Annotated in this window: 24 protein-coding genes; 13 read left to right on the top strand and 11 right to left on the bottom strand. The window is 63.1% G+C overall.

Annotation, left to right across the window (positions count from 1 at the left end):
• The first annotated feature begins 63 nt into the window (after positions 1–63).
• The 5 genes from F6X42_RS26520 (at position 64) to F6X42_RS26500 (ending at position 5,717) form a co-directional block, all read left to right on the top strand.
• Positions 64–651, top strand: coding sequence for a nucleotidyltransferase family protein (locus tag F6X42_RS26520; protein ID WP_187637039.1), 588 nt, complete (start codon positions 64–66; stop codon positions 649–651).
• Between the two features lie 142 nt (positions 652–793).
• Entirely contained in the window at positions 794–1,501 is a 708-nt protein-coding gene (locus tag F6X42_RS26515; RefSeq protein WP_187637038.1) for a PIG-L deacetylase family protein, read from the top strand.
• Between the two features lie 128 nt (positions 1,502–1,629).
• Complete coding sequence (locus F6X42_RS26510; RefSeq protein WP_187637037.1) at positions 1,630–1,782, top strand: hypothetical protein; 153 nt, start codon at positions 1,630–1,632, stop codon at positions 1,780–1,782.
• Between the two features lie 323 nt (positions 1,783–2,105).
• Positions 2,106–3,647, top strand: a complete 1,542-nt coding sequence (locus tag F6X42_RS26505) for a methyl-accepting chemotaxis protein (RefSeq protein WP_187637036.1) — start codon at positions 2,106–2,108, stop codon at positions 3,645–3,647.
• 330 nt (positions 3,648–3,977) lie between these two features.
• On the top strand, positions 3,978–5,717 hold the full coding sequence (locus tag F6X42_RS26500; RefSeq protein WP_187637035.1) for a peptidoglycan D,D-transpeptidase FtsI family protein: 1,740 nt from the start codon (positions 3,978–3,980) through the stop codon (positions 5,715–5,717).
• Positions 5,718–5,749: 32 nt separating this feature from the next.
• Here F6X42_RS26500 and F6X42_RS26495 read toward each other — a convergent pair whose 3' ends face one another.
• Positions 5,750–6,856, bottom strand: a complete 1,107-nt coding sequence (locus F6X42_RS26495; RefSeq protein WP_187637034.1) for a GGDEF domain-containing protein — start codon at positions 6,854–6,856, stop codon at positions 5,750–5,752.
• Between the two features lie 347 nt (positions 6,857–7,203).
• On the opposite strand from F6X42_RS26495, the gene F6X42_RS26490 reads away from it, so the two are divergent.
• Positions 7,204–7,458 carry a DUF2866 domain-containing protein gene (locus F6X42_RS26490; protein WP_187637033.1) on the top strand — a complete coding sequence of 85 codons (255 nt, stop codon included), beginning with the start codon at positions 7,204–7,206 and terminating at the stop codon, positions 7,456–7,458.
• A gap of 26 nt (positions 7,459–7,484) precedes the next feature.
• On the opposite strand, the gene F6X42_RS26485 is transcribed toward F6X42_RS26490, so the two are convergent.
• Entirely contained in the window at positions 7,485–8,114 is a 630-nt protein-coding gene (locus F6X42_RS26485) for a 2-hydroxychromene-2-carboxylate isomerase (protein WP_187637032.1), read from the bottom strand.
• Between the two features lie 16 nt (positions 8,115–8,130).
• Positions 8,131–8,757 carry a LysE family translocator gene (locus F6X42_RS26480; RefSeq protein ID WP_187637031.1) on the bottom strand — a complete coding sequence of 209 codons (627 nt, stop codon included), beginning with the start codon at positions 8,755–8,757 and terminating at the stop codon, positions 8,131–8,133.
• A 169-nt stretch (positions 8,758–8,926) separates the two neighbouring features.
• On the opposite strand from F6X42_RS26480, the gene F6X42_RS26475 reads away from it, so the two are divergent.
• From F6X42_RS26475 to F6X42_RS26460, 4 genes are all read left to right on the top strand, one after another.
• Positions 8,927–9,511 carry an IMPACT family protein gene (locus F6X42_RS26475; protein ID WP_512699629.1) on the top strand — a complete coding sequence of 195 codons (585 nt, stop codon included), beginning with the start codon at positions 8,927–8,929 and terminating at the stop codon, positions 9,509–9,511.
• Between the two features lie 228 nt (positions 9,512–9,739).
• A complete protein-coding gene (locus F6X42_RS26470) occupies positions 9,740–10,321 on the top strand; it encodes a hypothetical protein (protein WP_187637029.1) in 582 nt (193 codons plus the stop codon).
• Positions 10,322–10,429: 108 nt separating this feature from the next.
• Positions 10,430–11,050, top strand: a complete 621-nt coding sequence (locus F6X42_RS26465; protein WP_187637028.1) for a LysE family translocator — start codon at positions 10,430–10,432, stop codon at positions 11,048–11,050.
• A 190-nt stretch (positions 11,051–11,240) separates the two neighbouring features.
• Positions 11,241–12,218 (top strand): 2-dehydropantoate 2-reductase, encoded by a 978-nt coding sequence (locus tag F6X42_RS26460; protein ID WP_187637027.1) that lies wholly within the window; start codon positions 11,241–11,243, stop codon positions 12,216–12,218.
• 84 nt (positions 12,219–12,302) lie between these two features.
• On the opposite strand, the gene F6X42_RS26455 is transcribed toward F6X42_RS26460, so the two are convergent.
• The 3 genes from F6X42_RS26455 to oxlT are packed head-to-tail and all read right to left on the bottom strand — an operon-like array spanning position 12,303 to position 16,138.
• Complete coding sequence (locus tag F6X42_RS26455; RefSeq protein ID WP_187637026.1) at positions 12,303–13,754, bottom strand: aldehyde dehydrogenase family protein; 1,452 nt, start codon at positions 13,752–13,754, stop codon at positions 12,303–12,305.
• Positions 13,755–13,774: 20 nt separating this feature from the next.
• Positions 13,775–14,755: a LysR family transcriptional regulator gene (locus tag F6X42_RS26450; protein ID WP_187637025.1), complete on the bottom strand. Its 981-nt coding sequence runs from the start codon at positions 14,753–14,755 to the stop codon at positions 13,775–13,777.
• Positions 14,756–14,788: 33 nt separating this feature from the next.
• Positions 14,789–16,138, bottom strand: coding sequence for an oxalate/formate MFS antiporter (gene oxlT / locus F6X42_RS26445; RefSeq protein ID WP_187637024.1), 1,350 nt, complete (start codon positions 16,136–16,138; stop codon positions 14,789–14,791).
• A 378-nt stretch (positions 16,139–16,516) separates the two neighbouring features.
• Here oxlT and F6X42_RS26440 point away from each other — a divergent pair, with 378 nt between their 5' ends.
• Together F6X42_RS26440 and F6X42_RS26435 are read left to right on the top strand one after the other, a co-directional pair.
• Positions 16,517–17,464 (top strand): LysR family transcriptional regulator, encoded by a 948-nt coding sequence (locus F6X42_RS26440; RefSeq protein WP_187637023.1) that lies wholly within the window; start codon positions 16,517–16,519, stop codon positions 17,462–17,464.
• A 96-nt stretch (positions 17,465–17,560) separates the two neighbouring features.
• Entirely contained in the window at positions 17,561–17,890 is a 330-nt protein-coding gene (locus tag F6X42_RS26435; RefSeq protein ID WP_187637022.1) for an HAD family hydrolase, read from the top strand.
• A 152-nt stretch (positions 17,891–18,042) separates the two neighbouring features.
• On the opposite strand, the gene F6X42_RS26430 is transcribed toward F6X42_RS26435, so the two are convergent.
• The 5 genes from F6X42_RS26430 to F6X42_RS26410 form a co-directional block, all read right to left on the bottom strand.
• Positions 18,043–18,858 carry a fumarylacetoacetate hydrolase family protein gene (locus F6X42_RS26430; RefSeq protein WP_187637021.1) on the bottom strand — a complete coding sequence of 272 codons (816 nt, stop codon included), beginning with the start codon at positions 18,856–18,858 and terminating at the stop codon, positions 18,043–18,045.
• A 9-nt stretch (positions 18,859–18,867) separates the two neighbouring features.
• A complete protein-coding gene (gene frc, locus F6X42_RS26425; RefSeq protein ID WP_187637020.1) occupies positions 18,868–20,115 on the bottom strand; it encodes a formyl-CoA transferase in 1,248 nt (415 codons plus the stop codon).
• Between the two features lie 24 nt (positions 20,116–20,139).
• Complete coding sequence (locus F6X42_RS26420) at positions 20,140–21,903, bottom strand: thiamine pyrophosphate-binding protein (RefSeq protein WP_187637019.1); 1,764 nt, start codon at positions 21,901–21,903, stop codon at positions 20,140–20,142.
• 458 nt (positions 21,904–22,361) lie between these two features.
• Entirely contained in the window at positions 22,362–23,081 is a 720-nt protein-coding gene (locus F6X42_RS26415; RefSeq protein ID WP_187637018.1) for a GntR family transcriptional regulator, read from the bottom strand.
• On the bottom strand, positions 23,059–23,277 hold the full coding sequence (locus tag F6X42_RS26410; RefSeq protein ID WP_187637017.1) for a hypothetical protein: 219 nt from the start codon (positions 23,275–23,277) through the stop codon (positions 23,059–23,061). The genes F6X42_RS26415 and F6X42_RS26410 overlap by 23 nt, the downstream gene beginning before the upstream one ends.
• 370 nt (positions 23,278–23,647) lie before the next feature.
• On the opposite strand from F6X42_RS26410, the gene shiA reads away from it, so the two are divergent.
• Positions 23,648–24,967 carry a shikimate transporter gene (shiA, locus tag F6X42_RS26405; protein ID WP_187637016.1) on the top strand — a complete coding sequence of 440 codons (1,320 nt, stop codon included), beginning with the start codon at positions 23,648–23,650 and terminating at the stop codon, positions 24,965–24,967.
• Positions 24,968–25,227 lie beyond the last annotated feature (260 nt).

The raw sequence follows: 25,227 nt of genomic DNA, 5'->3' as shown, positions 1-25,227 counted from the left end.
CGCTTGCCTCCCGCCCCGTTGCATCGCACAATCGGAGGCATTCCCGTCTACCGGTTTCCGCCGATGGCCTACGCCTCGCTCGCCACCGGCGTGTTGCTCGCCGCCGGTGTCGGCTCGCGCTTCGATTCGCACGGGCTGCACAATAAACTGCTCGCGCGACTGCCCGACGGCAAGCCGGTTGCGCATGAAGCCGCGCATCGGCTGCTGCGGGTCGTGACGCGGGTGATCGCCGTGGTGCGGCCGGGTTCCGACGCGCTCGCCCGCGTGCTGAACGATGCCGGCTGCGACGTCGTGTTTGCGGCAAGCGCCGAGCGCGGCATGGGCTCGAGCCTCGCCGCGGGCATCGAAGCGAGCGACGACGCCGAGGGCTGGATCGTCGCGCTCGCCGACATGCCGCGCATCGCGCTGCCGACCATCGAAGCGGTAGCCCGCGCGCTCGACAACGGCGCGCCGCTCGTCGCCCCGTTCTACGACGGCCAGCGCGGTCATCCGGTCGGCTTCGGCAGCGAGCATCGCGACGCGCTGCTCGCGCTGGACGGCGACACCGGTGCGAAAGCGCTGCTGGGCTCCCAGCCGCTGACGCGCATCGACGTCGACGATCCCGGCATTTTGCGCGACGTGGATACGCCGGACGATTTGCGCACGCTCTAGGGCCTGTTTGCAAGTTTCGCGCGCAAGCCTGGCCGATTGCGCCTAAGCTGAGGTGACGCCATGTTTTATTTCGCGCGCGGCGCCTTGACGACCGGTAGCTTCGACGCTTCATGCGCCCGCCTCGAACTCCACACGCAAGCCCATGAGCGAAACCGACCCACGCCTTTTCATCGTCTCGCCCCATTTCGACGACGCCGTCTTCAGCTGCGGCGCCTTGCTCGCCGCCCATCCCGACGCCGCCGTCTGCACGGTGTTCGCCGCCCCACCCGAACACGACATGCACACGGAGTGGGACGAAAAAGCGGGCTTCGCGAACGCCCATGAAGCGGTCCGCGAACGCACGGTCGAAGACAACCGCGCGCTCGAAGTGCTCGACGCGATCCCGCTGCGGATGCCGTTTCGCGACAGCCAGTACGCCGATTCGCCGTCGATCGGCCAGATGGCGGCGGCGCTGGAGGAAACGATTTACCGCACGACCGCGAACACGCTGCTGATGCCGCTCGGCCTGTATCACGACGATCACGCGCGCGTGTTCGAAGCGTGCTGCGAGATCCTGCCGCGGCTCACGCATCTGAACTGGTTCGGTTACGAGGAAGCGATTCACCGGCTCACGCCGGGCGCGGTGCAGGCGCGGCTCGCCGATCTCGCGCAACGCGGCATCGTCGCGACGCCGGCAACGCCGAGCGCGGGCCACACGATCGACGTGCAGCGCCGTGCGCATCTGAAACGCGAAGCGGTCAACGCGTACGCGAGCCAGTTGCGCGCGTTCGGCGCCGGCAATTACGACGACGTGTTCGCGACCGAGCGCTACTGGCAGCTCAGCGTGGGCCGCAAACGCGCGAGAAAATAGCAATAAGTAGCGAGCAGGAAGCGCGCCGAACGCCTACGCTTGAATACGGACAACCGACGCGGCGGCACGCATCGACGGTAAAAGCCGCCCACGCCGAACTCGCGCATTTCAACCGCAAGAGTGACGCAATGAGCTACGACATGCACACCAGCCCGATTCCCGACCCGAACGCCGATCCGAATCGCGACCCGGAAGCCGACCCTCTCGTGCCGCCGTCGCCGGGGCATCATGTCGAGGAGCCGCAGCGGCCCGAAGGGCCGCCGGACAAGGATCCGGTGTAAGGAGCCGCGGGGCGGTGCGACGTCGGCGCCGCGCGGCCGAATCAACGCATCAAGTCGCTAAAGCCCCGCAGCAGGGCTGATTGGCGTTCTTCTATGCCCGGCTGGCAACTGAAAAAGCGCGACTATAGCGGAATTTTTTATAACAAGGCGCATGAGCGCCGCTAAAAACACGCAATAAACCCGCTCGTTGATCAGATGGATAGCGATGCCAGACAGCGGGTTTCCCCTGCCTCGATCAACGCCATTTCGCGCCGTAAACACAGCGAGCGGCACCCGCTCGCAATTCACTGGACCCTACTGGCCAAAAGCCTATTCCCATCGCTATGACTCTGAACCGAAAACTGGCGTCGATGATCGCCGTTCTGTGGGTCGGCCTGATCCTGATCGGCGCGTTCGGCGCGTGGCAGAACCGCGCATCGATGATCTCGGACCGGCGCGAACAATTGCGCTCGCTGATCGAAGAAGCAAACCACGTCGCCGGACACTATTACACGCTTGCCCAGCAACATGCGCTGTCCGAGGACGACGCCAAAAAACAGGCGCTCGCGACGCTTGGGGCGCTTCGCTACGGCAAGGACGGCTATCTGTCGATCAACGACTCGCAGCCGGTCATGCTGATGCACGCGATCAAGCCCGAACTCATCGGCAAGAACCTCGCGAAGTTCACCGATCCGGCCGGCAATCATCTGTTCGTCGACATCGTCAACGCGGGCAATCACGACGGCGGCGGCTTCGTCGATTATCTGTGGTCCAAGCCCGGCAGCGAGCGGCCCGTCGCGAAGACCAGCTACTCGATGCACTTCGCGCCGTGGGACTGGTACCTGGTGACCGGCATGTATATGGACGACGTACAAAGCGCGTTCTACCGCAACCTGCTGCGCTGGCTCGCGATCACGGTGACGCTCGGTGCGCTCTCTACGGTCGTGATGCTGGTCGTGCTGCGCAGCATCCGCCGCTCGCTCGGCGGCGAACTCGAAGTGGCCGTCGAGCACGCGCGGCTCATGGCGCAAGGCAACCTCGCGACGCCGGTGCCGGTCGAGCCGCACGACGACCGCAGCCTGCTGCATGCGCTGCGCACGATGCAGGCGGGACTCGTCGACACGGTCTCGCGGGTGCGTCAGGGCACCGAGAACATCAACGTCGGCGCGAGCGAAATCGCGGCGGGCAACACCGACCTGTCGCAGCGCACCGAGGAGCAGGCGGCGGCGCTCGTCCAAACCGCGTCGAGCATGGATCAGATGACGGTCAACGTGAAACAGAACGCGGACAGCGCAACCCAGGCCGCGCAACTCGCGAGCGACGCCGCCAACGTCGCGACGCGCGGCAGCCGCGTGGTCGACGACGTGGTGCGCACGATGGGCGAGATCACCGCGAGCTCGCGGCAGATCGGCGACATCATCGGTGTGATCGACGGCATCGCATTCCAGACCAACATCCTCGCGCTGAACGCAGCCGTCGAGGCGGCCCGCGCCGGCGAGCAGGGCCGTGGCTTCGCGGTGGTCGCGGCCGAAGTGCGCAGCCTCGCGCAGCGCTCGGCGACGGCCGCCAAGGAGATCAAGGCGCTGATCGAAACCTCGACCGATACCGTCGAGACCGGCGCGTCGCTGGTCGCCAACGCGGGCGCGACGATGGGCGAGATCGTGCAGTCGGTGCGGCGCGTCAACGAGATTCTCGAAGAAATCAGCCACGCGTCGCGCGAGCAGAGCGCGGGTATCGAGCAGGTCAATCGCGCGGTCGGCGAGATGGATCAGGTCACGCAGCAGAATGCGGCACTGGTCGAGGAGGCCGCCGCCGCCGCGCATTCGCTGAAGGACCAGGTCGGCGTGTTGCGCGACGCGATTGCGAGTTTCGCGTTGCCGGCTTGAGCTTGACGCACCGCGCCCGCAACGGGCGCGCAAAAAAAGAAGGCGCTCCACAGGCAGGGAGCGCCTCTTCAACACGCCGCGTCGGAGTCGACGCATCAATCGAACGAATCAGCCGCGCGGATTTTGCAAGTCCGCGCGGCCTTTCGCTTTCAGCTTCGCTTCGGCTCGACTTTGCTCCAGCTCGAACGCGACGCCTTTCACAATCCTCGCATTTAAATTACGAGTTGTTTACAATCAGCCCGGCGATAGTCGGAGCCGCCAGGCCTCGTCGTTCTGGCGGCCTCGTTCAATCGAAGGTCTATCGTCCGCACCGCTCGCTGCCCGCCGCCCATGATCCGCCAGAAGAAACCGCCGTCGCAAGATCCGTACGCTGTTGCCGCGAAGAACCCGCTGCTCGACGCGCGACTGCCCGCGTGGCGCTCGAAGCTCGTCGTGCTGCTCGTGTTCGTCGCGTTCGCGACGCTCGCGCTCCGCGCGTTCTGGGTGCAGGTCGTGAATCAGGACTTCTACGTCGACCAGGGGCAGAAGCGCTATCAGCGCGTGCTCGAACTCGACGCGACGCGCGGCCGGATCGTCGATCGCAATGGTTCGCTGCTCGCGGTCAGCCTCGCGACCTACGAAATCTGGGCCTCGCCGAAGCTCGTCGACGAAAGCGCGTTTGCGCCGCTCGCGAAGCTGCTCGATCTGCCGCTCGCGGAACTGCGCCGGCGTCTGAGCGGTGAGCGCAGCTTCGTGCTGCTCAAGCGCCAGCTCGATGCCGACTCCGCCGCGCATCTGTCGCGCCTCGGACTCGCCGGCATCACGCAGATCGCCGACACGAAACGCTTTTATCCCGAGGGCGAGTCGGCCGCGCACGTGGTCGGCTTCACCGACATCGAGGACCACGGCCAGGAGGGTGTCGAACTGGCCGCCAACGCGCAACTGCAAGGCACGCCCGGCCAGCGCGAGGTGATCCGCGACCGGCTCGGTCGCGTGATCTCGGAGACCCGGCCCCTCGTGCCCGCGCGCAACGGCGCGACGATTCAGCTGACGATCGACCGGCGCACCCAGCAACTCGCGTACACGCAACTCAAAGCCGCGATCGCGCAGCACCGCGCCGAAGCGGGCAGCGTGGTCGTGCTCGATGCGCGCAACGGCGAGATCCTCGCGCTCGCCAACTACCCGAGCTTCGATCCGAACGACCGCACGCGCCTGTCCGGCCGGCAACTGCGCAATCGCGCGGTGATCGACACGTTCGAACCGGGCTCGACGATCAAGCCGCTGGTCGTCGCATTGTCGATCGACGAAGGCAAGGTGCGGCCGCAAAGCATCATCGATACCGCGCCAGGCTCGTATCGGATCGGCCCGGCCGTGATTCACGACACGTCGAATCACGGTGCGATGACGGTCGCCGAGGCGGTGCAGAAGTCGAGCAATATCGCGCTCGCGAAGCTAGCGCTGAACCTGCCGGCCGAGACGATCTGGACCAAGTATCGACAATACGGGCTCGGTACGAAGCCCGAGCTGCCCTTCCCGGGCGTGGCCGCCGGCAAGCTGCGGCCGTATAAGCGTTGGCGCCCGATCGAGCAGGCGACGATGGCGTACGGCTACGGGCTGTCGGTCTCGTTGCTGCAGATCGCGCAGGTCTATACCGCCTACGCGGGCGACGGCGCGCTGCAACGAGTGAGCCTGCTGCGCGAACCGCTGGATGCGGACGACCCGGCGTCGTTCGTCGATCGCAGCTTGCCGGTCACGACGCCCGGCACCGCGCGCGCGATCCGCCACATGCTGGAAATGGCCACGGGCATTGGCGGCACCGGACGCGCGGCGACGGTGGCGGGCTATCGCGTCGGCGGCAAGACCGGCACCGCGCGCAAGCAGATCGGCGCGGGCTACGCGAAGAATCGCTATCGCGCGTTGTTCGTCGGCATGGCGCCGATGAGCAATCCGAGCCTGATCGTCGCCGTGATGATCGACGACCCGGCCGGCAAGTCGTTCTATGGCGGTACGGTCGCGGGGCCGGTGTTCAGCGGCGTGATGGGTGGCGCGTTGCAACTGCTTGGCGTGCCGCCGGATGCGGCGGAAAGGTGACGCGTAGTGCCCGTTGCGAGCGATCAGTCCAGCTAATCGCCCGCATCGACCTGCGCTTCGATACGATTGCGGCCGTTGCGCTTGGCCCGATACATCGCGCGATCGGCCTCGTCCAGCAGCGTCCGACCGAGCGACATCGCCTCGGCGGGGGTGCCGGCGACCACGCGCGCGGCCACGCCGATCGACACGGTCAATGCAATGCGCTCGCCGTACTCGTCGCGCACGTCGAGATTCTGAACCGCAAGCCGCACGCGTTCGGCGACGGTCAACGCATCGCTGCGATCGCCTTGCAGCAGCGCGGCAAATTCCTCGCCGCCGTAGCGCGCGACGGTATCGCCAAGCCGCACCTGCCGTCGCATGCAGGCCGCCACCGCCGCGAGCGCGCGGTCGCCGGTCTGATGGCCGTGGCTATCGTTGATGCGCTTGAAACCGTCGATATCGATGAAAAGGCACGCGACAGGCGCGCGATAACGGACCGCGCGCATCAACTCCTCGCGCACGCGCTCGTCAAAATAGCGGCGATTCGCGAGGCCGGTCAGCGAATCGGTCATGCCGAGCTGCTTGAGTCGCTCGCGATGTGCGACATTGTCGAGACTCGCGGTGACGATACTCGCGAAGCGCTCGAGAATGTCGGTGGCCATGCCCGCGCCAAAGCGCGCGGAGTCGTCGCTGCCGAGGCATAGATAGCCGCTGACGCTCGTGCCCGAGGCGAGCGGCAACAGGAGCGCGCTGGCCGGCACATCGGTTGGCGCGGCGCCGAAGAACGCGCGCCGCGCGTCGTCGTCGAGTTGGCCGGGGCGGCCGAGCCACGGCCGACTGTCCTCGCACAATGATTGCGCGACGAGACCGCCTTCGCGCGATGTCTTTAGCTGCGCGTAATCGAGCGCGTGCAGGTTGCCCGGCTCGAGCAGTTCGAGCAGGATCGGCGCGCGGTCGTCGAGCCACAGCACCACCTTGGCGAGAGCGAACTGCTGGGGTAGATGGCTGAACAACGTATCGAGAAACGACGCGAAATCCTGCGCGCCGATCAAGCGCAACTCGACGTTCTGGAAGCGACGCAACGTGCGCTCATTGTGCTGAACGGTGTCGACGAGCGAGCGAAGGCGCTCGGAAAGCGGCGTTGGGGCGAGATTCGTCACGGTATCAGTCGGGCGGGCCCTGCAGGCGAAGCGGGGGCGACGCCCCGACTCTACTGATAACGGCCGATCCACCGAGGTCTTGAGGACGGGTTCGCGACGTGTTGACCGCGACGCGAGCGTTCGTGCGCACTTTGGTCGGCTCGCGCTTGCATTCACTTGCACTTGCTTACAGGCAGTGAGATCGGTTTGCGTAATGATTGCGGTTCTTAAGTTTCGCTTAATTGTTCCCTGCAACCATTGGCGCTCATCCCCTGTTGAGCCGCCGGAACATCGGCGGCGCTTTTTCTTAAGGGATGCCAAAAACGCGGCCAGAAACGGGCAGGCGCACGAGAAGAATGAGGTCAATCATGGTTGAAGAGATGGTAGTCGAACACCTGCGTGCGATGCCCGGCCATGAATGGACTCGCCAGATTCATTCCTGCAAGGTCTCCGATCCGCTGCAACCGCCCTGGGGCCGTTCATACCGGCTCGTCGAATGGACGATGAAGCACGCGCCCGAATCGAGCCGTCGCGTCGTTCCCGCCGAAAGTACTCCGCTCGAAATCGCCCAAGCCGTGGCCTCTCATGTGCCCGGCCGGCGCTTCTGTCAGCAAGCTGATTGAGCGCTCGATTTGACGTTCAATGACGTTCAATGGCGCGCCGCGATCGCGTCGCAGTAGTCCAGCGCGTCCTCCAGCCTGTCATTACCCCAGAACATCTCAGCGCCGACAAAAAACGTCGGCGCACCGAAGATCCCCTTATTGATGGCCAGTTCGGTCTGCTCGCGCAAGAGGAGCTTATTCGCGTCGCTTTGCGCGGCGTCGATCACGCTCTGCACAGGTAAGCCGACAGAGTCGAGCGCGTCGCTGACGACATCGATTGCACCGATGTCGCGGTCGTCGACGAAATTCAGCTGCATGATCTTGCGGCACCAGGCACCGATCCACGGCTCGTTCGCCCCCAGCAGCGCGACGCGCATCGCGACAAGCGCCGCGCGCGGAAACGTGCTGGGACGCGTAAGCGCAATGCCGTATTTGCGGCATTGGCGCTCCATGTCTTTCCACACGTACGCGCCTTTCTCTTTTTGCAGTACGAAGGGCGAGTTCTCGAAACCGAGCTGACGAAATACCGGGCCGAGCAGAAACGGCCGCCACACGATCGTCACGTTGCGCGCCGCTGCCAACGCTTCGATACGCATCATGCTCAGATAGCTGTAGTTGCTGCCGAAGTCGAACCAGAACTCGATGGCGCGCGCCGTCGAATTGGTGTCTTCACGCATCGCTGGCTCCCGGAACTCAGCGTGTCTGCACCGCCACGCGCAGGCCGAGCGATATGAACAGCACGCCGATGATCTTGTTCTGCCAGCGCGTCAACCACGTCAAACGCTTCACGACTCTGCCCAACGGCCGCATCGTCAGGACGATCAGCGTCGTATAGAGCGCGCTCATGGCGACGAAAATCAGCCCGAGCGTCGCGAACTGCGCAAACGTCGAACCATATTCGGGGCGCACGAATTGCGGCAGAAACGCAAGGAAAAACAGCGCGGTCTTCGGGTTCAGCACTTCGGCGGGAATCGCCTGCAAGAACGCCTTCGAACCCGACACCGGCGCGACGACCGGCAGATGCGCACTCGCCTGCTTTTCGCGCAATGCGCGAATGCCCAGATAGACGAGATACGCGGCACCGACGATTTTCACCGCATTGAAGGCCAGCGCGGACGTCATCAGCAGCGCGGAGAGGCCAACCGCGGCGCCCAGTGTATGCACGAAATCGCCGGCTGCGATACCGAGACCGGTCAGAATGCCGGCTTTGCGTCCGCCGTGCATGGTGCGCGTCAAAACCAGCAGCACGGCCGGACCGGGAATCAGGAACAGCCCGAGCACGACGGCAACGAACGTCCCCAGCGTGGATAGATCAAGCATGTCGTCTCCTTGCGCCGCGCGGCATCGAAATCGTGGACGCGCATTCAGCGGACCATTGTAGACGAACCCGCGAAGCTTCTGCGCGCCTGGCTGGCACGGACGATCCGTTACCATGACGGACATCGCGCCGCGTACCGCGTGCTTCCTTTCATCCACCGACGTTCCCGCCTTGCCCACCTATACCCTGCCCGCGCCGTTGAGCGCGGAACTCGAGATTCGCAAGAGCCGCTTCATCGCGTATGCGATCCCGGTCGCCGATCGCGATGCCGCGATGGCCGAATTACAGCGTCTGCGCGGCGAACATTCCACTGCGACGCATGTGTGCTGGGCGCTGCTCGCGGGCGGCCAATCCGGCATGTCCGATGACGGCGAGCCGTCCGGTACCGCGGGCCGGCCCATTCTCGAAGTGCTGCGGCATCACGATCTGGATGGCGTGCTCGCGGCCGTCGTGCGCTACTACGGCGGTGTGAAGCTCGGCGCGGGCGGACTGGTGCGCGCGTACACCGATGCGATCGCGTCCGCGCTGCTCGACGCGCCGCGCGTCGAGAGGATTGCTCAGGTTTCGCTGGGCGTCGAAGTGAGTTATGCCGACGAAGCCAAAGTACGCCGATGGATGGACGCCGAAGGCTATGCGCTCGTGCACAGCGCCTACGGCATGCTGGTGAAGATGACGATGCGCGTGCCGGCCAATGCACTCGACGATGCCAGGCGAACGCTGACCGATATCACGCAGGGAAAAGCCGGCTTTTTCTGAGCGGCTGAGCGCGCTTCCGGGGTAGCCCCGAGGTCCATCGCTACGGCGGCCCGTTATGATGAGGGCCCAGCCAGCCATGATGCGAGGCTCGCTGGCCGGATCGGCAAGGTACGCCCGGAGCACGCCTGAAGGTCGAGGGTCCGGTTCACTGCTACCATGCTGTTCTCCCACCGGGATGACTCCACTTAAAAGGCAACTCCTCTGACTTCGACCGCCACTTTCTCACGCATGACTGCTGCGCGTTCGCCGTTGAGAGCCGTCGTGCTCAAGGGCTGCGGCGCTGTACTGCTGCCCATGCTGCTGTCCGGGTGCTCGTGGTCATGGTTCGGCCTCAACAGCAACGCCAGCGCGACGCACGCGAAGATGTACGGCACCGGATCGCTCACCGTCGCCCCCGCGCGCGACTTCGCGTATCTGCCCGCGCGCGACGGTCATATCTCGCCGAACCGCATCGAAAATACCGCGATGACCGGGCTCGTGCTGAAGGACGACATCAGCCTCGTCGTGCGCAATGGCGTCGCGCATAGCCTGCGAGCGGCCGGTTTTCGTATCGACGACAACAAACGCGTGCTCAAGGGCAGTATCGAAACTTTCACGGTGGACGACACGCGCTCGCCGGCGCTGTGGACGCTGCAGATGCACTACGTGGTCATCGATGCGGCGACCCAGAAAGTCATGTACACGACCACGCGCACTGTGAAGCAGAAATCACCGAAATTCACCAGCAATACGATTGCGATCGAAGATACGGTCAAGCTCAGCGTCGATGCATTGATCGGGGAACCCGGCTTTATCAAGGCGGTGAACTGAACACGCGGCCAGCCGACGCGCGGCGCGGTTTCGCTACAATCCGGGTAACGCATCGCGCGCACCCTCCGCGCGATGCATCGTGATCCTCCGCCCGGAATCCAAGCCGTCATGTCCGTCACCGCCTGGCTATTCTTTTTGCCCGCCTGCTTTGCGATCAATCTCGCACCCGGGCCCAATAACCTGCTTTCGATCAACGTGGCCGCGCGTCACGGCTTCACGAAGGCATTCGTCGGCGGCACCGGCCGGCTGCTCGCCTTCGCGATGATGCTCACGCTCGCCGCGACCGGTCTGGCCGTCGTGCTGCATGCGTCCGAGTGGATCTTTCTCGCGATCAAACTCGCGGGCGCCGCTTATCTGATCTGGCTCGCCATCCAGTTGTGGCGCAGCGACGCACCCGCTATCGATACGTCGCAACCCCAGCAGGCCGCGCTCTCGCGAATTGCACGGCACGAGTTCTTCGTGGCGGCGGGCAATCCGAAGGCGATTCTGGTCTTCACCGCGTTCCTGCCGCAATTCGTCGACGTCGCGCAGCCGATCCTGCCGCAATTCGCCGTGCTCGGCGCGAGCTTTCTGTTGCTCGAATGGGTCGCGATTGCACTGTATTCGTTGGCTGGCGTGTATCTCGGCAAATGGCTGATGCGCGCGAAGATCCGCCGCTGGTTCAATCGCTGCTGCGGCGGCTTTCTGGCGGCGATCGGCGTGAGCTTTCTGCTGGTTCGGCGCGGCTAAGGTAGCGCCGCTCTTGCGCAGCTGAAGTATTCGCGTCGTGACCTGTTCATAACGAATAGCGAATACATCGACGGAGAAACTTTAACTATCAGCATTCGTCGCTCCACCTTATGCTCGAACCGTGACCGGCCGCCAAGTACTGCAATGCGGCATTGGGCAAAGGGCTTTTTCATCGTCACGGAGCGACATCATGAAGATCTGCATCTTCGGAGCGGGAGCGATTGGCGGTTTAATGGGCGTGCAATTGGCGCGCGCCGGCGCGGACGTCAGTTTCATCGCGCGCGGTCCGCATCTGGCGGCCATGCGCGAACACGGCGCGCGCCTGATCATGGATGGCGAAACCTTCAGCGCGCCGGTGCGCTGCACGTCCGATCCGCGCGAACTCGGCGTCCAGGACTTCGTGATCGTCACGCTCAAGGCGCATTCGCTGCCTGGCGTGGTCGATACGATGCAGCCGCTGCTCGGCAAGCACACGGCCATCGTTACCGGCGTCAACGGCATTCCGTATTGGTACTTCTATCAACATGGCGGACGCTTTGCCGGCACTCGCCTCGCGAGCGTCGACCCCGACGGTTCGCAATGGACGAAGCTCGGACCCGAGCGCGCAATCGGCTGCGTACTCTATCCGGCCGCGGAAATCGTCGAACCGGGAGTCATCAAGCACGTGTACGGCAAGAAGTTTCCCATTGGCGAACCGAGTGGCGAGCGTACTTCACGCATTCAGCAATTGCACGAGGTCATGCAGGCGGCCGGATTCGAAGCACCGATCCGCGACAATATCCGCGACGAGATCTGGCTCAAGCTATGGGGCAATCTGTGCTTCAACCCGATTAGCGCGTTGACGCACGCAACGCTCGATGTCCTCACGAGCGACCCTGGCACACGCGCGGTTTCTCGCACGATGATGCTCGAGGCGAAGCGAATTGCGGATCAGTTCGGTGTGCACTTTCGCGTCGACGTGGAAAGGCGTATTGATGGCGCGGGTGCGGTCGGTGCGCACAAGACATCGACGCTCGTCGATCTCGAGAACCGTCGGCCGATGGAAATCGATCCTCTGTTGACCGTCGTGCAGGAAATGGGCCGACTCGTTGCGGAACCGACGCCGACCATCGACGTCGTGCTCGCACTAATCAAACTGCGCGAGAAGATGGCTTTACAGGGCAATTGACCGATACTCGATCATTCCTTTTCGTGTTGCAACACGACCCAAAGGATCGGATGCCATGCATCCGATCCTTTTTCGCATTGGACGTTACTGATCAATCGCCACCCACACCGCCTTCGGTTCCGTAAAGTTCTCGATCGCGACGTCGCCATGCTCGCGACCAAAGCCCGAATCGCCAGCACCACCCCATGGCAAACGCACGTCCGTGTAGCCGTAGGTGTTGATCCACACCGTGCCCGCCTTCAGGTCGCGCGCCACGCGATGCACGCGGCTCAGGTCCGCGCTCCACACACCGGCCGCGAGACTATACGAAGTGCCATTGGCGATTCGGATCGCGTCCGCTTCGTCGTTGAAACGGATCACGCTCGCCACCGGCCCGAAGATTTCTTCCTGCGAAATACGCATCTCGTGCTCGACATTCGCGAACACGGTCGGCTCGACGAAAAAGCCGCGATTGCCGACGCGCGCGCCGCCGGTCACGAGCGACGCGCCTTCCGAGCGCCCCGTCTCGACATAACTCAATACGGTCTTCATCTGCGCGGCGGAAATCAGCGGTCCCATCGACGTTTCACGCAGCGACGGATCGCCAACCTTGATCGACTTCGCGCGCGTGGCCAGACGCTCGACCACTTCGTCATACACGTCACGATGCGCGAGTATCCGCGATCCAGCGGAGCACACTTGCCCCGTATTGAAGAACACGCCGGACGCCGCGGCTCGCACCGCATTGTCGAGATTCGCGTCGGCGAAGATCACGTTGGCCGACTTGCCGCCGAGCTCCAGCGTCACGCGTTTGAAATTGCCCGCCGCGCCCTGCAGGATGCCTCGTCCGACCGAGGGCGACCCGGTGAACGTGACCTTGTCGATACCGGGATGCGTGACCAGCGCGTCGCCCACCACGCTGCCCTTGCCGGTGACGATATTGAGTACGCCCGGCGGCACGCCCGCTTCGAGCGCCAGCTCGCCGATGCGCAACGCGGTGAGCGGCGTGATCTCGGCAGGCTTGACGATCAGCGTGCAACCGCATGCGAGCGCGGGCGCGATCTTCCACATGCCGATCATCAGCGGAAAATTCCAGGGCACGATTGCGGCGACCACGCCGACCGGTTCGCGCAACGTATAGGTCAATGCATCGGGACGTGTCGGCACGACCTGACCGTTGATCTTGTCGCACCATCCTGCGTAGTATTCGACGGTATCGATCGCGGCGGGCACGTCCTGACGCATCACCGCGGCAATCGGCTTGCCGCCGTCGACACTTTCGAGCGCGGCGAGTTCTTCCATGTTCTCGCGCATCAGGCCCGCGAGCCGTTGCAGGATGCGGCCGCGTTCAGCGGCCCGAATCGAATTCCATACTTTCAATGCGCCGCGCGCGGCGCGCACCGCGGCATCGACGTCAGCGGCGCTGCCTTGCGCGACCAGTGCAATGGGCTCCTCGGTCGCGGGATTGATATCGACGGAATATTCGCCGGTGCCTGGCGGCACGCGCTTGCCGTCGATCAGCAGGTCATGTTGCCCGAGGTCGGTCTGGATTTCCATCATGAAGCTCCTTGAGTAGTCTAGGGTTCCTGCAACACGCTTCGCGCCACGGACGGCCTGAAAGTGTGGGTCGCGCCAACGATAGGCCCTGCTTCCGCGATCCGCGCATGCTCGGTCGTCGACGCGACGAACTGCGCCCACGCAGCAGCCGCATTGGGACGAAGCGAGCGATTCCTGCGGTGCACGAGTACCGTCGTCAATGTCGTTTCGGGTACCAACGGACGACTCACCAACGAAGCGCCCGGCGAAGACCAATGCGGATCGACAGGCAATATTCCGACACCAAGACCCAATTCGACCATGCGCTCTACCGCCGCGATGTGTCCCAGTTCCTGCAACGGCCGGCGTTTCAATTCGTTCGCGGCGAGTACCGGTCCGAGCGCGGCGCGCACCCCCGTATCGGCATTCAGCGTTATCAGCGGACATTCGCGCAACGCATGCCAGCCAATGCTGTCGTGGCGCGCCAGCGGATGAATGGATGGAAGCACCGCATGCAGTGGCGTAGTGAAAAGTACCTGAGCATGTAATAGAGGACTATCAACGGGCCCGGTCACGCAGACCGCGCCGAAATCCACTTCGCCCTGCTCGACACTGGCCAGCACGCCGCTTTGAGGTTGATCCCTGACCGACACGATCAGCTCGGGCAAGACCGACGCACACTGCGCCAAAGCCCGCGGCACCCAACCGGACGACAACACCGGACTACTCGCGAATACGACGACGCCCGTGTGTCCGTCGTAAGCAGCGCGCTCCTCCAGCAGCGTCAATTCGATTTCGTCGAGCAGCCGGCCAATTCTTCTCTCGAGACTCGCGCCCGCATTCGTCAGCTCGACATGGCGTGTCGTGCGATCAAACAGTTTCAATTCGACCGCATCTTCCAGTTCACGCACGCAACGGCTCACGGCCGACTGCGTCAGATCGAACTCGCGCGCCGCACGCGTGAAACTGCGCTCGCGCGCGACCGCGACGAATACCTTTAGCTGCTGCAGCGAAACGTTCATGACATCGGTTCCGGGCGCGCGACGCTTGTTACGTTATTCGCCGGTCTGTTCGGGCCAGTGACTCATTCGCGACGCGTTGCCATTGCCGGGAGCCGCGACGGCCAGCGCGCCCTGAGGTTGATTGTGCGATTCGATCCAGCGCGCACGCATCGGCTCGAGTATGAACTTCGCGGAAACGCCGGCTGCGATCGTGACGACGGCCGCGACGACGAAGACAAGGCTCCAGCCGCCTGTCGCCGCAAGCACCGACGCGATTGGCACCAGCAACGAAGCCGTGCCCTTTGCGGTGTACAAGGTGCCGGCATTGGCGGTCGCGTACTTGCTGCCGAACGTATCGGCGCAAATCGCGGGGAAGATCGAGAAGATCTCGCCCCAGAACAGGAAGATCAGCGCGGCGAAGACCATGAACGCATAGGGATTGCTGCCGAACTGCATCATGCCGAGCAACGCGAGCCCTTCGCCGATGAAGATCACGAACATCGTGTTTTCACGGCCGATCTTGTCGGATATGAAGCCGCATAGCGGACGCGTCAAGCCGTTGAAGATATTGTCGATCGACAGCGTGACGGTCAGCAGCGGCAACGTCATGCCGAGGAACGACATCGGAATGCGCGCGATGCCCCAGTCTTTCGCAATCGGGCCGATCTGTGCGGTCGCCATCAAACCGCCCGCCGCAACCGCGACGAACGACGCATAGATCACCCAGAACACCGGCGTTCTGATCATCTGGCGCGCGGTGAAATCGACTTTCGATACCGCGAAGCGGCTCTTGCGTACGCCCTGCTGCCGCAAGATCGGCCGCGTCAACAGCATCGCGAGCAGCAGGATGCTGACGCCTTGCAGGATGCCGAAAAACAGGAACGTCTCTTCATAGCCGCGGCGGGTAATCATGTTCGCAATCGGAATCACCGTGAGCGCCGCGCCGGCCCCAAAACCCGCGGCCGTCAAACCCGCCGCGAGACCGCGCCGATCGGGAAACCATTTGAGCGCATTGCCGACGCACGTTCCATAGACGCCGCCCGCGCCTATCCCTCCGATCACGGCGGCCAGGTACAACACGCCGAGCGTCGTCGCATGCGAATTGAGAATCCATGACAAACCCGCGCATACGGCGCCGGCTGCCACCACCGGGCGCGGCCCGAATCGATCGACGAGCCAGCCCTCGAACGGCACGAGCCAGGTCTCCGTCAGAATGAAGATCGAGAACGCGAGTTGGATCGACGCCTCGCTCCAGTGATGCCGCGCATGCATGGGGGCCACGAATAACGTCCACGCATATTGCAGATTCGCCACCAGCGCCATACACACCATGCCGATGACGAGTTGCCACCAACGGTTGCGCCAGGAATTGCGGGTCGTCGATTGCTGGGTGATATTGTCCATGAGCCTTGTCTCCACTATTTATTTAGTGCAGCCGGCTTACGCGCCGTGCTGGATGCGTCCCGCCTTATCGTTATGGCCCGAGAACTTCGCCATTCGGGAAAATGGAACTTGATGCTTCTGGTGCGTTTCCACGGAGCCCCCGAATTCGTCCTTCGATAAACTTCTTGCTTTATTCCGACCAGAACTATGCTTCACGCGGTAAGCATTGCAGCTTATTCACCACTAGTTTCGTCCGCCACACCGCATATCTATGCGTTAACCCGCGTATTGGTGCAGTGGCTATTCGGCTCCTTATACGATTCATGCTAGGGTCATTGCTGAATTACTCATAATTAAAGTTTGTTATTATGTTGATTCACGTTTCCTTATACATCGACCATGACGATGCGCAATGCAACTCTGCGGCAACTGAAGGTCTTTGAAACGGTGGCGCGCCATCTGAGTTTTTCGCGCGCCGCCGAGGAATTGCATCTGACTCAGCCGGCCGTCTCCACCCAGGTCCGGCAACTCGAGGAACATGCGGGGCTGCCTCTGTTCGAGCAACTCGGCAAAAAGATCTACCTGACGCCGGCCGGCACCGAAATGCTCCACTACAGCCGCGCGATCATGCAGCAGTTCCATGAAGTCGACGAAGCGATGAGTCAGTTGAAGGGCGTCTCCGGCGGCAAGCTGAATGTCGCGGTGATCAGCGCCGGCGACTATTTCTTTCCGCGGCTTCTCGCCGAATTCACGCGTCGCTATTCGGGCGTGGATCTGAACCTCGCCGTGCACAACCGCGAAGAATTGCTGCATCAACTGGCGACCAATCAGACCGACCTCGCGGTCATGGTGCGTCCTCCGCACGAAACCGACGCGACCAATGAACCGTTCGCGCCGCATCCCTACGTGATCGTCGCGGCGCCCAACCATCCGCTTGCGCACAAGCGCAATATCCGCTTCAGTCAACTCGCGAACGAAGCGTTCATCGTGCGCGAACGCGGCTCGGATACGTGGAATTCGATGGAAGAAGGTTTCGCCGGCCGTCTGTCCAATCTGAAGATTGCCATGGAGATCAAGAGCACCGAGACCATCAAGCAGGCCGTCATTGCCGGAATGGGCATCGCGTTTCTGTCTGCCCATACGATCAGCCTCGAATTGCAATTGGGACATCTGGTCGTGCTCGACGTCGAGAGCTTTCCGGTCATGCTGAATTGGTACGTCGTGCATAGGAAGAACAAACGTCTGCCGCCGGTTGCCGTCGCCTTCAAACGCTTCCTGATGGAGGAAGGCGCGGATCTGATCGAAAAGATCACGCGCGTGAAGGAATTGAGCGTGCATAAGCCTTAGTCTATGGAAAGCCAATAAAACTTTAACTATTGCAAATCCATCGCGGCTTCTATGCTGCAAGGGAGTTGTTTCACTTGCAAGCCGAGGAGGCCGATCATGAACCACGCTCCGGTTGAATCCCGTATCGGTACACGCAACGCTCGTACAGCGGCGGCGGACCACGAAGACCATCCCGACGATGCGCATCTGAGCGCCTACAATGCCGCGTTCAGCGACCTTGGGCTGCGGTTTCGCTGGGACCGCGCGACACTCGACATGCTGAAAGAGTTCAACGGCGAGTTGGCGCGAATCACCGCTTATATCGAGCGCTATCACAGCCACCTGCATCGCGCGTACGATGCCGACTTTCTCGCGCAGCTGATTCTGCACAGGAAGACGCAGTACTACATCGAATTCGCGGTGGCAGTTGGCGAACAGAAGCATTGAAGAAGACTCCGGCGGCGGGTTCATCGTCCCGCCGTCTTCGCGATTGGCAATCAGGTCCATCCACACGGCACTCCCACAAGCTTGCGGCATGGGTGATCCTCCGTGATGCGATGTAACGGCAACAGCCGCACGGCTGCGCGGCCCGGCCCTCGTCAAACTATGTTCGCGGTATCGCCCAATCGCTGTGGCTCGTCGCGCTGCGCCGCGCTCAAGGTATTGGTCAGCGTGCCGATCCCATCGATCGTGATCGACACCGTTGCACCGTCCCTGATCGACCCCACGCCCACCGAGGTGCCACACGCGATCACGTCGCCGGGTTCGAGCGTCAGATCCTGCGAAATCAGACTCACCTGCTCGGCCGGGGAAAAGACCATATCGGCGAGCGGATAGTTCTGACGCTCGACACCATCGAGCGTCGTCAGCAGGCGCGCGGCCCGCCAGTCGAAACCGGTGACGATGGCCGGACCCACGCAGCAGAACGTATCGAAACCCTTCGCGCGACACCACTGCGGAAAATGCGGATTCTCGTTGAGCAGATCGGCGGCGGTGACGTCGTTGACGAGCGTATAGCCGAAGATCGCCGCCTCCGCCTGCTGCGCATCCACATCGCGACAACGCTTGCCGATCACGATGCCTAGCTCGCCTTCGTAGACGATCTTGCCCGCGTAGTGACGCGGCCGGCGGATCGGCTCGCCCGAGCCGATCACCGACGCCGCCGGCTTCAGCAGAAACAGCGGATGCGTAGGCACGGGCTTATCGAGCTTCGCCACGAGCGCGTGATAGTTATTCCACAGCGCGACGATCTTGCCGGGCGCGCACGGCGCCAGTGGAGTCAATGCGCGCAGCGACAGTACCGCGCCGGTCGGCACCGGCTGCGCGAGACTTTCGTACTCGTGCAGATAGGCGCCTTCGACACAGCCGAACACGATGCCACCGTCGCCCGACATGAACCGCATCCACGTCTGCATGCCTCGCTCCTAGATCGCGCCAGCCGTTCGCAGCGCCATGATCTGCTCGGCCGAATAACCGAGATCCGCCATCACTTCATCGGTATGTTCGCCAAGCAGCGGCGAGCGTTTGACGTCGGTCGGGCTGTCGGACAGCTTGATAGGATTGCCCACTGTCAGATACTTGCCGCGCTTCGGATGATCGACTTCGACGATCGTGCCGGTCTTGCGCAGCGAGGGCTCCTCGGCAATTTCCTTCATCGACAGGATCGGGCCGCACGGAATGTCGTATTTATTCAGGATCTGCATCGCCTCGAACTTGCTCTTCGTCATCGTCCAGCGTTCGATCTCGGCGAAGATCTCCTTCAGTCGCGGTAGGCGCGCGGGCGCCGTCGCATAGTCGGGGTCCGTGGCCCATTCCTCCTTGCCGATCACATTGCAGATCTTCGCCCACACGGGCGCCTGCGTGATGAAGTAGATATAGGCGTTAGGGTCCGTCTCCCACCCCTTGCACTTCAGAATCCAGCCAGGCTGCCCACCGCCCGACGCATTGCCCGCGCGCGGCACCGCCTCGCCGAACGTTCCGTTCGGGTATTGCGGATACTCTTTCATCACGCCGGTACGCTCGAGCCGCTGCTGATCGCGCAGCTTGACCCGGCACAGATTGAGCACGCCGTCCTGCATGGCCGCGAGCACGCGTTGGCCGCGTCCGGTATGCGTGCGTTGATAGAGCGCGGTGACGATACCCAGCGCGAGATGCAGACCGGTGCCGCTATCGCCGATCTGAGCGCCGGTCACGACCGGCGGCCCGTCGTCGAAGCCGGTGGTCGACGCCGCGCCGCCCGCGCATTGCGCGACGTTTTCATACACTTTGCAGTCCTCGTAAGGTCCCGGGCCGAAACCCTTCACCGACGCGACGATCATGCGCGGATTCAATTCCTGAATCCGCTCCCAGCCGAACCCCATCCGGTCGAGCGCGCCCGGTGCGAAATTCTCGACCAGTACATCGCATTTCTGGATCAACGCTTCGAGCACCTGCTTGCCCTCCGGGTGCTTGGTATCGATCGTGACCGAGCGCTTGTTGTGATTGAGCATCGTGAAGTACAGGCTATCCACGTCGGGAATGTCGCGCAGCTGCTCGCGCGTGATGTCGCCCGCGCCTGCCCGTTCCACCTTGATCACGTCCGCGCCGAACCATGCGAGCAATTGCGTGCAAGTCGGCCCCGATTGCACATGCGTGAAATCGAGGATGCGCACACCGTCGAGTGCCTTGGCCATGTCGTATCTCCTGAACGATGAGGGTTATTTGTACATGGTCTGGTTCTTCGTGCCCGGCGCGTATTCACGCGGGTCGACCCAGATGTTGACCACCGCCGAGCGGCCGGTGCGATGAATCGCTTCGCGCGCACGCTGTAGCGCACTCGCGATCTGCGCGGGATCGCGCACTTCCTCGCCATAGCCGCCGAGCATTTCGGCAAATTTGCTGAACGGCACGTCGCCGAGCAGATTGCCGACGTTGCCGCGTTCTTCACCGTACTTGGCAAGCTGGCCGTAGCGGATCTGGTTCATCGCCGAGTTGTTGCCGATCACCGCGAGATACGGTGCGCCGAAGCGGTTCGCGGTTTCCATGTCGAACGCGGTCATGCCGAACGAGCCGTCGCCGTAATAGCAGAGCACTTCCTTGTGCGGGTGCGCGAGCTTCGCCGCGAGCGCGAAGCCGGTGCCGACGCCGAGCGAGCCGAGCGCGCCGGGGTCCATCCACTGACCGGGGCGGCGCGGGCGCACCGCTTGCGCGGAGATCGTCACGACGTCGCCGCCGTCGCCGATATAGACGGTGTCGTCGGACAGGAATTCGTTGAGTTCGTACGCGACACGATAGGGATGAATCGGCGTGCTATTCGAGCGGAATAGCGGCATCAGTTTTTCGGTTGCGGTCGCTTCGGCGTCGCGCAACTGCGCCATCCATTTGCGACGCGCCTGACGCTTGTCGTCCTTGATACGACCGCTCGCGGCCTGCAGCACCGCGGCGAGGATCGCGCCCGGATCGCCGACGAGACCGAGGTCGATATCGCGATTCTTGCCGACCGTCCGATAGTCCATATCGATCTGGACGAGCGTCAATTCCTTGCTGATACGTCGGCCGTAACCCATGCGGAAATCGAACGGCGTGCCGACCACGATCAGCACGTCGGCATTCGCAAACGCCTGCGAACGCGTGCGATCGAAGTGATGTGGATCGCCCGGCGGCAGCAGCCCGCGGCTCGCGCCGTTGAAATAGCCGGGAATCTCGACGCCGCGCAGCAGCGCGATCGCTTCCTCGTGACCGCGCGCGGTCCACACCTGCTGACCGTACAGGATCGCGGGGCGCTCTGCATCGACGAGTAGGTCCGCGAATTTCTCGATGTCGCGCGGATCGCCGATCGATTTCGTCGACGCGCGATAGTGGCCCGGCTGCGGCACGATCGCGCGCGCCGCGTCGACTTCGCGGTCGAGCACGTCGCGCGGAATTTCCAGGTAGGCGGGACCGGGCGCGCCGTTGAAGCACTCGCGCGCGGCCATCGAAATCATGTCCGCAACGCGCTCGGTGCTCGACACGCTCGCGGCGAACTTCGTGATCGGCGACATGATGTCGACGTGCGGCAGGTCCTGCAGCGAGCCCATTTTGTGCTGCGTGAGCGCACCCTGCCCGCCGATGTGCAGGATCGGGCTTTCCGAGCGGAACGCGGTGGCGATGCCGGTCACCGCGTTCGTGCACCCGGGACCCGCGGTCGTCACCACGCAGCCGAGCTTGCCGGTCTGGCGTGCGTAGCCGTCGGCCGCATGCGCGGCGACCTGCTCGTGGCGCACGTCGATGATGCGGATGCCTTCGTCGACGCAGCCGTCGTAGATATCGATGATGTGGCCGCCGCACAGCGTGAAGATCGTGTCGACCCCCTCGTTTTTCAGCGCCTTCGCGACCAGATGGCCGCCTGACACGACGCCCGCGTCGCGGGTCTTGTGCTTCAGCGTGTCGTCGGCGGTCGTGGTGGCCGTGGCCGGACTCAGGGATGAAAAAACTGCGGACATGGTCGTCTCCTCAACAGTCAGGGGTGCAACGGATATCGACGGACGCGTCCGCTTCGGAATACGTCCGGCTGCACCGACGTCTCACGGCTTCGAACATACGGTATGTGATATATCACATTCATTCAAGGCCAATTTCGACAGTTAAACGGCGCGAAGTTTATGTTGCTCAGGCTTGGCCGACGCAGCTTTGCGCCGGATTTCCATGCATTGCGGGAATCGTTTCAAGGGAAAACACTGAGTCGCGGAAGCGGCGATGTTTGTTGATATATCACATACCATATTTCTCCGACCGTCAAGCGCGGTTTATCCCGTAGTGCGGCGATCGTCGCTTTTGTCTGCCACTCGCCGTCGCGGCTGCGATACGCCACATTTGCGTGCGGGCACGCAAAAAAGCCCGCGGTGCGTGCACACCGCGGGCTTTCCGAAAACGGCAAGGCGATCAGGCGTCTACGGCCCCCTCAATCGAGGAAATCGCAATTGGCTTCGACGAACGCCGCGAGATCGAGCGAATGCTGGCGCGTGAGCCGCTCGGCGAGTTCGGTATCGCGCTTTTCGAGCGCCTCGATGATGCGCAGATGATCGACGATCGAGCGCGCGGCCCGGTCGCTCTGCGAGATGGTCATGCGCCGGATCGCGCGCACGTGGATGAAGATGTTCTTGATCGTGTCGAGGATGATCTGCGACTTCGATAATTCGACGATCGCCTGATGAAACGCGATATTCGCGTCCGAATACTCGGCGATATGCTCGGCCGGCGTCGTATCGCGGAAATTGTCGAACATATGGCGCAAGCGGCCGATTTCCTCGTCGGTCGCGTGCAGCGTGGCGAGCCGCGCGGCCATGCTTTCGAGCGCCGCCCACATCTGGATCATCTCGACGATTTCGCGCTTGCTCTTGCGCACGATGTAGATGCCGCGCCGCGGCACCATGCGCAGGAAACCCTCCTGCTCCAGCAGCGTCATCGCCTCGCGCACCGGCGTGCGGCTCACGCCGAGCGATTCGCTGAGCACGCGCTCGTCGAGACGGATTTCGTCGCGACTCTGGTAGATATCCGCGTCGGCGATTGCCTGACGCAGCATCGCATACGCCTGATCGCGCAAGCTCACGCTCGCGCCAATAGGCTGCAACGACAGGGTCAACGGGGTGGCCACTGTTTCAGTTGGAAGTTCTGACGACATTCATCGCCTCTGCTTGAACACACGCGCGATTCGGCGCCGCTGCCTTGCCGCGCTGCTCGCTCAGACCCACGAAGCGGCCATGTTGCGATGCAAGCGCCGCGACCGATTCGGGAATCCAGTCGGTCAGCAGAACGGTGGCGGCACAACCCAACCCAACGACAGCAACGGCGAACAGCGCGAGAGGCACGAATTCCACGTGTAACTCCGGACGATTGAAAAATGGATTTCTCAATCATATGCTGCAATGCCGCATTTTTCCATAATTCTGTATGTAGTATATCAACGCCTGTTGTTTTAAGACTACTTTCACGGTAGCACGCCGCCGGCTCCGTGGGTTCGTCCATATCACCCGTCGCGATGAGGTGAGAAGTGCTCGGTGTAAACACGGAAAACGCGCGCTATGCGCGCATCCGCGTACGATGATCGCGCATTTTGCCGATCGCGCGGATTGTGAAATTCGTCTCGTGTCATTAATCTTCCGGACATCCCGTTGCGGCTCACTCGCGTCAAACGCCCTGCCGGCGCGGCCCGATCCGTTCGCGTACCCGCAAGACTGAGGAGACATGATGAGCACTACCCACCCACAGGCCGCCGTGGCCACTCACCGCAATGCGCGCAGTCAGGCTCGCAAGGCCGCACTCGGCAGCTTTATCGGCGCCGTGGTCGACTGGTACGACTTCCTGCTCTACGGCATCGTCGCCGCGCTGGTGTTCAACGCCGAGTTCTTCCCCAACGTCGGCCCGGCGATGGGCACGCTCGCCGCGTTCGCGACCTTCGGCGTCGGCTTTCTATTCCGACCGCTCGGCGGCTTCGTGTTCGGTCACTACGGCGACCGGCTCGGACGCAAGCGCATGCTCGTGCTCACGGTGATGATGATGGGTCTGTCGACGGCCGCGATCGGTCTGCTGCCGGCGTTTTCGACGATCGGCTGGTTGGCGCCGGTACTGCTCGTCACGCTGCGCGCGATCCAGGGCTTCGCGGTCGGCGGCGAATGGGGCGGCGCGGCGTTGATGGCCGTCGAAAGCGCGCCCGAGAAAAAGAAGGCCTTTTACAGCAGCGGCGTGCAGGTCGGCTACGGCGTCGGGCTCGTGCTGTCGACGGGACTCGTCGCGCTGATCAGCCGCTCGATGGACAACGCCGCGTTCCTCAACTGGGGCTGGCGTCTGCCGTTCCTGTTCAGCGTGGTGCTGGTGCTGATCGCGCTGTGGATCCGCTCGAGCATGGAGGAGTCGCAGGAGTTCGTCGAGAAAGTCGGCCAGCATGGCGAGCGCCGCGTGCGCCTGCCGATCGTCGAAGCGCTGCTGCGCCATCCGAAGGCCTTCCTGCTGATCATCGCGCTGCGGCTCGCCGAGCTGTTCACGATGTACATCGTGACCGCATTCGCGCTGAGCTACTCGACCACGAACCTGCACATGCCGCGCGAGTTTTTCCTGACGATCGGCTTCGTCGTCGGCGCGCTCAGCTGCGTGACGATTCCGTGCTTCGCGTGGCTCGCGGACCGCTTCGGTCGCCGTCGCATCTACATGATTGGCGCACTGGTCGGCGTGTTCAGCGCGGTGCCGTTCTTCGTCGCGCTCGAAGCGCGTTCGACCGTATGGATCGTCGTGTTCGCGGTGATGCTCGCCAACATCGCGCACGACATGGTCGTCAGCGTGCAGCAGCCGATGTTCACCGAGCTGTTCGGCACCGAGTACCGCTATAGCGGCGCGGGTGTCGGCTATCAGGTGGCGAGCGTGGTCGGCGGCGGCTTCACGCCCTTCATCGCGGTTGCGCTGGTCAGCTTCGCGGGCGGCTCGTGGCATCCGGTGGCCGCCTATCTGGCGATCGGCTGTCTGATTTCGGTACTCGTTGCAGCACGCATGAAGACCGGACGCAGCATCGATTGACACGTGCGCAATTCACCGTCGACACACGTCGGGCCGGCGCGGCGAAGAGTCCGCGCCGGCCCGTTGGCTTTTGCGCCGCATTTCTCCGCGCGGCTCGTTTTTTTGCTGGCTTGGCATAGCGCCTTGCGCTTTCATGTTCGCCCCAGCGTTTCCCCAGGATCGCACCTTATGACTGCGCACTTCATATTGCCGAGCCGTCATTCAGGTCCTATTGTCGAGCCAGGCGCGATATCCGGTGTGTGAACACGCGTCATATGAAA

This window comes from Paraburkholderia podalyriae (genome assembly GCF_014397785.1).
GTDB lineage: Bacteria > Pseudomonadota > Gammaproteobacteria > Burkholderiales > Burkholderiaceae > Paraburkholderia > Paraburkholderia podalyriae.
Note: the sequence above shows the minus strand (reverse complement) of the source record. Positions and strands in the feature narration are given on the sequence as shown.